The organism is Amycolatopsis thailandensis (genome assembly GCF_042723255.1).
GTDB lineage: Bacteria > Actinomycetota > Actinomycetes > Mycobacteriales > Pseudonocardiaceae > Amycolatopsis > Amycolatopsis thailandensis.
On the sequence record NZ_JBHXJK010000216.1, the window covers coordinates 1,639 to 9,775 of the forward strand.

An 8,137-nucleotide genomic window follows, 5' to 3' on the forward strand; every position below is an offset into this window, starting at 1 on the left:
TGTGTTTGTGGCCGGCCGGGGGGTGGGGCCCGGGGGGGGGGTGGGTGTACAAACACTTTTCCCAACCACACTCTGTTTTTTATGCGGCCCCCCCAACGCTGGGCGCCGGACAGTACTGGGGCGCACGGAGGCCGTTCGCGAGCCGCCGGTCGACTTCCCCACCTTCGCCTTTCCCCAATAGCGCGTGGTTCAGCGGACGGTGACGGACAGGCTCTTCGTCACGCCGTTGACGGTGACCGAAAGATTCGCCACCCCCGGCCGCAGCGCGGTCAGCACCCCGGTCGCCGGGTCGAAGGACGCGACGTCCCACGGCATAGCGGGCAGGAAACCGTCGGTGACGTGCGTGCCCCAGCCACCCTTCCAGTCCGCGCTGACCGGGTACGAGACCGGCACCTGACGTGCTCCCTGCGTCGCCACGGCCCGGATGTTCGCCTTCTCCCCGCGCGCCAGCGACGAGGGACCGGACAGCGTCAGCGAGTCGACGTTCGGCCGCGTCTCGAAGCGCACCGGCTGCGCCCGGTCCCCCGGCTCGAACCGGACCATCGTCCAGCCGACGAACCCGCCGTCACCGGGGGCCGCCGCGGGCGACTTCCCGGAGTTGCCGTTCACCAGGTACGGCACGCCGTCGACGCGCGACAGGTCGAACACGCCCGCGTGCGAGGCGAGCGCGGCCGCCTGCTTGCCGGATTCGCGTTCGAAGGCGGTCAGCCAGCCGGTCAGCATGGCGGCCTCCTTGCGGTCGGCCAGCTGCGAATTCCCGGTCGGGCTGGGGTCCTTGACCGGATGGTGCATCGCGACGACCACGCCGCGGATCCGCCTGTCCGCCTTCGCTCCGTCCAGCGCCTCGCGCAGCATCCGGATCTGGTCGAACCCGCCCGCGCGCAGCGAACCGCGCGAGGAATCCATCAGCACCAGCCTGATCCCGGCGACGTCGACGACGCGATGGGTCTGCCCGAACGCCGCCTGGAACTCCGAGATCCCGTGCCCGCCGTCGGCCTCGTGATTGCCCGGAACGTAGTACCAGGGCACCTTGCCGACCAGTTCCTGATCGATGACCGCACGAGCCAGCGCGAAATCGGCGGCCGTACCGCGATCGACGAAGTCGCCGTTGATCAGCACGAGATCCGGCTTCGCCGCGACAGCCTCGCGCAGCGCGCGACGGGCCTGGGCGACCAGCGGGCCGTCCGGCTGATCGGCGGTGAACTGCGCGTCGCTGACCACGGCGATCCGCAGGCCGCCGGTCGCGACGCCGTCGGTGATCAGCGCGGGATCACGCGGCGCCGGATCGGCCGGGACGGCGGCCGCGGGCGCGACCTCGAAGGTGAGGTCGTCGAAGACCAGCCGTCCTTCGTACTGCTGGTCCGGGACGTTCTCGACGGCGTAGAACTTCGTCAGCCGCTGCCCGTCGGGGAGCCCGGCCGGGATCGCCGCGCGGACGTAGCGCCAGCCCGTCCAGTCGACGCTCAGCGACAAGTCCACAATGGACGGAACGTTGGCGGCGTCGCGGAGTTCCGCCCGCAGCCAGGCGCCCTTCGCGTCGCCGTTGACCCACAGGCCGACGCGCTGGGTGCCGGGCGGCAGCGCGATCGGCGCCGCCGAGTTGACGTAGGCCGCGCGCGTGGCGTTGGTCCCGTTCAGCCGGTAGTCCAGCGCGAGCCCGCGTCCGCCGTCACGGCCGGTCGCCTCGGAAAGCGCGGCGCCGACGACGGCCGGGAAGACGCTGGCGGACCAGCCCGCCGGGCCGTCCAACGACGCCGCCACGCGGGATTCCGTGCCGACGGACGCCGCCAGATGCGTCACCTTCCCACCGGCGGTGGCGGTGATCGCCGAAGCGCCCGAGGCCTTCAGCGCGGTGACCGCGAACCCGTCACCGGACGGCTCGATCCGCACCACGGCGGGGTCGTAGTCGAGTTTGACGTCGTCCGGCTCGATCCACGTGCCGTAACCGTCGGCGTCGTAGCCGAACACCTTGAAGGTGCTCTTCGCGCCTTCGCCGGACAGCGCGACCTGTTCGGTGCTGGTGCCCAGCCGGACCGGTGAGCCGAGGACGTTCAGCGTCGTCTTGCCCAGGACGCCACCGCGCCTCGCCAGGACCTCGACGTCCGCGGGTGCGTCCGGCCGGAACCGGTCGGCGTGCGCGGTGAAGACACCGTTCGTCACGGTGCCGCGGAAGGGATTCGTGGTGAGCCACTGCGCCTTGCCGTCGACGGCGGCGCCGGTCTCGTCGTGGCCCCCGGCGACGAGTTTCCGCGTCAGCCCGGACAGCACGCGCGTCGCGTCGGTGGTGTCCTGCGCGGGGCGGGGCGAGAACCCGGTCAAGCGGCCGCTGCCGGGCACGGTGGCGACGCCGAGTCCGTTGGGCACCAGGCGTTCCCCGCCGTCCGACGGCGAGTTGCGCACCAGCGGCGACTTCTCGCCCTCCTCACGGGCGAGCATGGTCGAGGAGCCGCCGCCGTCGAGGTTGATGGCGTCGTCCGCGCCGAGCGACTTCATGTGCCGGGCGAGTTCGAGTTCGGTCATGCCGCGGCTGTCCGCCTGGCGGCCGTCGACCGTGGCCAGCCACATCTTCGTGCCATCGGCGGAGAATCCGACCGCGGTCCGGGGGTGCATGGCGACGCTGTCGACCGGCTGGACCGCGCCGTCGCGCAGCAGGACGATGTTGCCGCCGACCGAGACGGAAAGCTTCCCGGCGTCGCTCTTCGGCGCGTACGCGACACCCACCCGATCGCCGGTCTTCAAGGCGGACAACGCGTCCACGCCGCCGTCACGGGCGAGCAGGACCGTGCTCCCGGCGGCGATCGGGCCGTCCGCGGGCTGCGGCCGCACCTGCGTGACGACGCCGTCCCGCAGCTCGATCTCGACGACGCGCTGCGCGCCCGCGACCGAGGTCCGCCGCGAAGCCGCGCCCCACAGCGGGGTGTAGACGCCGATCGCGCCTCCGCTCAGCACGGGGCTGTTGAAGTTCGACGCGGGCACGACCTTGCCGTCTGGCAACGTGATCGACGCGTCGAGGAAGACCTCCGCGAGGCGCGCCTTGCCTTCTTCGGTGATCGACGCGGTCAGGTTGTGGCCTCGGGCGGGCGCCGTCTGGAGTTTCCCGGCGTCGACGCCGACGCCGATCGGCGCGCCGCTGGCGTTGATGTCGAAGAAGTCCCCGTTCACCCCGGCGACCGCGCCCGCCCTGGCGACCTGCTGCGAAAGCGGTGTCCGCGCGGAAACCGTGCCAGGGCTGAGATACGTCGGCTTGAGCGTCTTGCTGGTCAGGTCGACGGCGAGGGTGTCGCCGCGGATCCAGCCCGCCGGGTCGTAGCGGTCGAACTCGGTCAGGCTCAGGCCCGGTGCCACGCGCGAAGTCGCGCTGGTGGTGACGAGACCGTCGTCGGGCGCGGCCACGGCGTACCCGGACGGGCCCTCCTTCGCCGAGGAGCCCTCGGGGGCGGCTTCGACGGGTGCCGGACCGAGCGGAGCGGTCAGCGGGTCGGCGTGCACCGGTGCGGCGACGAGCGATCCGGGCAGCAGGGCAGCGAGCAACAACAGGCGTGATCTTCTCACGAAAAACCCCACGATCGAGTGACAGACGGCTCAGCTCAGCACAGCGGACGCGAACCGCCAGGAGAAGACCCCGAGGTGAACGTGAACCGAACGGCGTAGGGCGCCGAAGCTCAGGGAGTGAAGGGTCCGGCGAGGAAGGTTTCCGCGGCGGCGACGCCACCGGTGATCTTCAAACCCGACTCGTCGAGGCCGACCCGTTGCCACAGCAGCAAGTCCAGCCCTTCCGCCGGGCCTTCGACGACGGCGCCGGCCGCTTCGGCGGGGTCTGCCTGCCGCGAGCCGGGAACGCCGTTTTCGCCCGGCGGTGTGATCAACCAGGCGTGTCCGGTGTCGGATGTCTTCAGCAGCAACGGAACGGTGACCACGGGCGGGGTGTGCCAGCGCTTCACCTTCGGCAGCATGCCGATGAGGACCTCGTCCGCGCCGTCGGCGGCGACGAACGGGTCGAGGGTGTATCCGGTGCCCGCCGCGCGATGCGCGTCGAGCAGGTGCACCGCGGTCTCGTGGACCTGGCGGCGGAACCAGAAAGCCTTGGTCTTGGGGGCGGCGGTGAAGTTCCAGGCGCCGTCCTCCGGGGAGGCCGCGCGCATCGTCTCGACGAGGCCGTCCGCGCATTCGGCGTACCAGGCGGCGAGATCCGCGCCCGGTTCGACGGCGAAATCCTGCGGGGCGGGCTCGCCAGTGCGGGCGATCTCCGTCGCCCAGCGGTGGACGTTGCCGAGGTGGACGACCAGGTCACGCAGGAGCCAGTCGCCGCAGCACGGGACGGGCGCGGCGTGATCACCGGTGCGCGCCACCTGCGCGAAACCGGTGGTGAGTTCGCGCAGTCGTTCCAGGTGCTCGTCCGGTGTCATCGACAACCCCCCAGGTCCGTGGGTGGCGCGGTTTTCCCGCGCCACCCACGAGTGTGTCAGACCTCGGGGAACCAGAGCTTGAGCTCGCGCTCGGCCGACTCCGGGGAGTCCGAACCGTGCACCAGGTTGTACTGGGTCTCCAGCGCGAAGTCGCCGCGCAGGGTGCCCGGGGTGGCCTTCTCGACCGGGTCGGTGCCGCCGGCGAGCTGACGGAAGGCGGCGATGGCGCGCGGGCCCTCGACGGCGATCGCGACCAGCGGGCCCGAGGTGATGAACTCGAGGAGGTCGCCGAAGAACGGGCGCTCCTTGTGCTCGGCGTAGTGCTCCTCGGCGACCGAGCGTTCGACGGTGCGCAGTTCGAGGGCGGCGAGCTTCAGGCCCTTGCGCTCGATGCGAGCGATGACCTCGCCGACGAGGCCGCGCGCGACGCCATCGGGCTTGACGAGGACCAGCGTGCGTTCAGTCACGGCGGTATTTCTCCTTGGGTGGGTTTCGTGCTATTCGCCCGGAGCCTACTGGGTGCTTCGGCGCTCACTTCACGTCGGACCAGGGAATGGCCTCGATCCGCTCCATGTGCTCCTCGCCCCACGCCCCGAGCGCGGCCATCGCGGTGTTCAGCGAATCCCCGAACCCGGTCAGCGAGTACTCCACTTTCGGCGGGACCTGGTGATACACCTCGCGATGCAGCAGTCCGGTGGCTTCCATCTCGCGCAATTGCAGGATCAGCACCCGTTCGCTGATGCCGGGCACCGCGCGCCGCAGCTCCCCGAAACGCACCGGCCCGTCCTGGAGCGCGAACAGGATGAGCCCTTTCCATTTGCCGCCCATGACGGCGATCGCGGCGTCGAGGCCGCAGGTGAACGTCCGGTTCTTGGTCATCGCCACACTTACCTCTTTGTCAGTACCCGGCAAATTAGTAGGTACTTGATCAAAGGTACGCGACGTCCCAGCATGGAGTCATCCCGAAGATTCCCTTTGACTGGAGCGAAAAATGCCGAAAACACCGGTGACCGTCCTCGGCCTCGGTTCGATGGGTTCGGCCTTGGCGGACGCTTTCCTCGCGGCCGGGCATCCGGCCACGGTGTGGAACAGGACGGCTTCGAAGGCCGATCCCCTTGTCGCCCGCGGAGCACACCGAGCCGGGACGATCGAGGACGCCGTGCGCGCGAGCCCGTTGATCGTCGCCTGCCTGACCACCTATGAGGACACCCGCGCGGTACTGGAACCGGCTTCACTCGCGGGCCGTACCCTGGTCGCCTTGAACAGTGGTTCCCCGGCGGGAGCGCGCCGGATGGCCGAATGGGCGGCGAAGCGCGGCGCGCGGTTCCTCGACGGCGCGGTCAAGAACATCCCGTCGGCGGTCGGCGCGCCGGACACCCTGCTGTACTACGGCGGCGACAAGGCGGTCTTCGACGAACACGTGGACACACTGCGGGTACTGGGTGGCGACACCGTCCACCTCGGCGAGGAGGCCGATCTCGCGGCGCTGTACGAAACGGCCGTCGGCGGCACCCTGTTGCCCGCGCTGGTCGGGTTCTTCCAGGGTGCCGCCGCGCTGCGGTCGCGCGGGCTCGAAGCCGAAACGCTCCTGCCGTACGCGACCAAGTGGTTCGAGATGATCATCTCGGTGCTTCCGATGTACGCCAAGGAAATCGACAGCGGCGACTACTCGGATCCGGCGGCCTCGGTGGGGATCTTCCACGCCGGCGCCGCCGCCGACCTCGAACTGGCCGAGGAAGGCGTCGACGTCGACTGGCAACGTCCGCTGCACGATCTCGTACGGCGGGCCGCCGAGGCCGGGCACGGCGACCGCAGCATCGCGGTCCTGACCGAGTTGCTCAGCGTTGGGGCTGAAGGGTCTTCGACCACAGCGAAGCGCCGGTAGCGTCCCTCAGGTCGACCGTGAGCGCGCCGCTCCGGCCGTCGATGTTCACCTCGCCGAAGTGCTGGAAGCCGTCGGCGGGCGAAGTGTTCGCGGCGGGCGGGGCGTGCACGAACACCGCTTCCGGCCCGAAGGTCGGGTCGAGCGTGTTCGGGCCGAACGCGCCGGCGTTGAGCGGACCGGAGACGAACTCCCAGAACGGGTCGAAGTCGGTGAAGGATGCGCGATCCGGCGAGTAGTGGTGCGCCGCGGTGTAATGCACGTCGGCGGTCAGCCAGACGACGTTGCGCACCCGGCGCCGCGCGATCTCCCGCAGCACCCAGGCGAGTTCGGTCTCACGACCGCCGGGCGCGCCGGGCAGGCCGTTGGCGACACCCTCGATGCCCTTGCCGTCCGGGACGGTGAGACCGATCGGGAGGTCGGCCTGGACGATCTTCCACGTGGCGGTGCTGCGGTCGAGGGCGTCGACGAGCCAGCGTGCCTGACGGTCGCCGAGGATGCGGCCCGGCTTGGTCTGGTCCGCGGTGTTGGCGTCCTTGTAGGTCCGCATGTCCAGCACGAAGACCTCGGCGCGGGAACCGTGCCGGAAGTTGCGGTACACGCGGCCGTCGACGGCCTGGCGACGGTCGATCGGATGCCATTCGTGGAACGCCTGGAACGCGCGGCTGGCGAGGACGTCGACGCGCTTCTCGGTGTATTCGGGGCGGTCGTTGAGGATCTCACCCGGGTACCAGTTGTTGACGACTTCGTGGTCGTCCCACTGGACGTAGGCGGGCACGTTCGCGGTGAAGCGCTTGAGGTTGTCGTCGAGCAGGTTGTAGGCGAACTGGCCGCGGTACTCGTCGAGCGTCTCGGCGACCTTCGACTTCTCCGGGGTGACGATGTTGCGCCACACGCGGCCGCCGGGCAGCGCGACGGTCTCGGTGAGCGGCGCGTCGGCGTACACCGTGTCTCCACAGTGGAGGAACAGGTCCGGACGGCGTTCGGCCATCGCGCGGTAGATCGTCATGCCGCCGCGTTCGGGGTTGATGCCCCAGTTCTGCCCGGCGACGTCACCGGACCACAGCAGCCGGACGTCCGAGCGGCCGATCGGCGCGGTGGCGAACCGGCCGGTGACGGCCTCGCTGCACGTGCGGCCGTCGAGGGACTCGGCGGTCACGCGGTAGTGGACCTCGGTCCCGGGCAGCAGGCCGGCGACGCGGACCTTGCCGGTGCCGCCGGTCTCCGGGCTCATCACCGGCCCGCGCACGCGGCGAGCGCGCCGGAACGAGGGATCCCGCGAGACCTCCACGATCAGCCGGGAGGGCCGGTCTGCACGCGACCAGACGATGCCGGAACCGGTGGTGACGTCGCCGGACTGGACACCGTGGGTGAGCACGGGGCGGTCGCGGCGGAGCAGCGGGACGGGGTCCGCGGTCGCGGTGCCGGTCGCGGTCGCGGTTCCGGGGAGGAGCAGGCCGCCCGCGACGGCTCCGGCGCCGGTGAGACCGGCCTTGAGCAGCGTGCGGCGATTGTGGTGGGAAGCGGTCATGGCGCGGTTCTATCCCGCGGCCACGGCCGGTGGGCCAACGGCGGTTGACCTGGCGATGAACGAACACGGCGTCCGCTCACCGCCACTCAGCGTGGGTCTCGTGGGTGGTGGGGACGGCTGGGGTAGGCAAGGTGGGTCGAGTGCTGTGAAGGGGGTCAGGGCCAAGTGTGTCTTGCGTACCTACTGGGTTCGGCGCGGTCGGTCGCAGGCATGGTCCGTGAAGACCCCCTTCCCTCGGCTGAGCCGAGGAAACTCGACCTTCACACCTTGCCAAGTACATGAAGGCCCCCTTCCTTGCGCCTGGCGCAAGGAAGGGAG

The 8,137-nt window shown here is 70.5% G+C and carries 6 protein-coding genes; 1 reads left to right on the forward strand and 5 read right to left on the reverse strand.

All coding sequences use genetic code 11. From position 1 onward, the window contains the following. Positions 1-189 precede the first annotated feature (189 nt). From ACFWMR_RS41055 to ACFWMR_RS41070, 4 genes are all read right to left on the reverse strand, one after another. The gene (locus ACFWMR_RS41055) at positions 190-3,534 is read right to left on the reverse strand and encodes a phosphodiester glycosidase family protein (RefSeq protein WP_378382299.1); all 3,345 of its coding nucleotides are present in this window, start codon (positions 3,532-3,534) and stop codon (positions 190-192) included. A 128-nt stretch (positions 3,535-3,662) separates the two neighbouring features. After that, positions 3,663-4,406 (reverse strand): maleylpyruvate isomerase family mycothiol-dependent enzyme, encoded by a 744-nt coding sequence (locus ACFWMR_RS41060; RefSeq protein WP_378382295.1) that lies wholly within the window; start codon positions 4,404-4,406, stop codon positions 3,663-3,665. A 56-nt stretch (positions 4,407-4,462) separates the two neighbouring features. After that, complete coding sequence (gene ndk, locus ACFWMR_RS41065) at positions 4,463-4,873, reverse strand: nucleoside-diphosphate kinase (RefSeq protein ID WP_005158515.1); 411 nt, start codon at positions 4,871-4,873, stop codon at positions 4,463-4,465. Positions 4,874-4,937: 64 nt separating this feature from the next. Further along, complete coding sequence (locus ACFWMR_RS41070) at positions 4,938-5,285, reverse strand: winged helix-turn-helix transcriptional regulator (protein WP_093937547.1); 348 nt, start codon at positions 5,283-5,285, stop codon at positions 4,938-4,940. Between the two features lie 112 nt (positions 5,286-5,397). Here ACFWMR_RS41070 and ACFWMR_RS41075 point away from each other — a divergent pair, with 112 nt between their 5' ends. Then, positions 5,398-6,291: an NAD(P)-dependent oxidoreductase gene (locus ACFWMR_RS41075; RefSeq protein ID WP_378382296.1), complete on the forward strand. Its 894-nt coding sequence runs from the start codon at positions 5,398-5,400 to the stop codon at positions 6,289-6,291. Here the strand turns inward: ACFWMR_RS41075 and ACFWMR_RS41080 are convergent. Beyond that, positions 6,245-7,819 (reverse strand): alkaline phosphatase D family protein, encoded by a 1,575-nt coding sequence (locus tag ACFWMR_RS41080; protein ID WP_378382297.1) that lies wholly within the window; start codon positions 7,817-7,819, stop codon positions 6,245-6,247. The two genes, ACFWMR_RS41075 and ACFWMR_RS41080, sit on opposite strands and share 47 nt — an antisense overlap. Between the last annotated feature and the right edge of the window lie 318 nt (positions 7,820-8,137).

Excerpts from the sequence above, each read along its gene's own strand:
- ACFWMR_RS41060 (WP_378382295.1), bottom strand. The coding sequence starts at position 4,406 with ATGACACCGGACGAGCACCTGGAACGACTGCGCGAACTCACCACCGGT.
- ACFWMR_RS41070 (WP_093937547.1), bottom strand. The coding sequence starts at position 5,285 with ATGACCAAGAACCGGACGTTCACCTGCGGCCTCGACGCCGCGATCGCC.
- ACFWMR_RS41075 (WP_378382296.1), top strand. The coding sequence starts at position 5,398 with ATGCCGAAAACACCGGTGACCGTCCTCGGCCTCGGTTCGATGGGTTCG.
- ACFWMR_RS41080 (WP_378382297.1), bottom strand. The coding sequence starts at position 7,819 with ATGACCGCTTCCCACCACAATCGCCGCACGCTGCTCAAGGCCGGTCTC.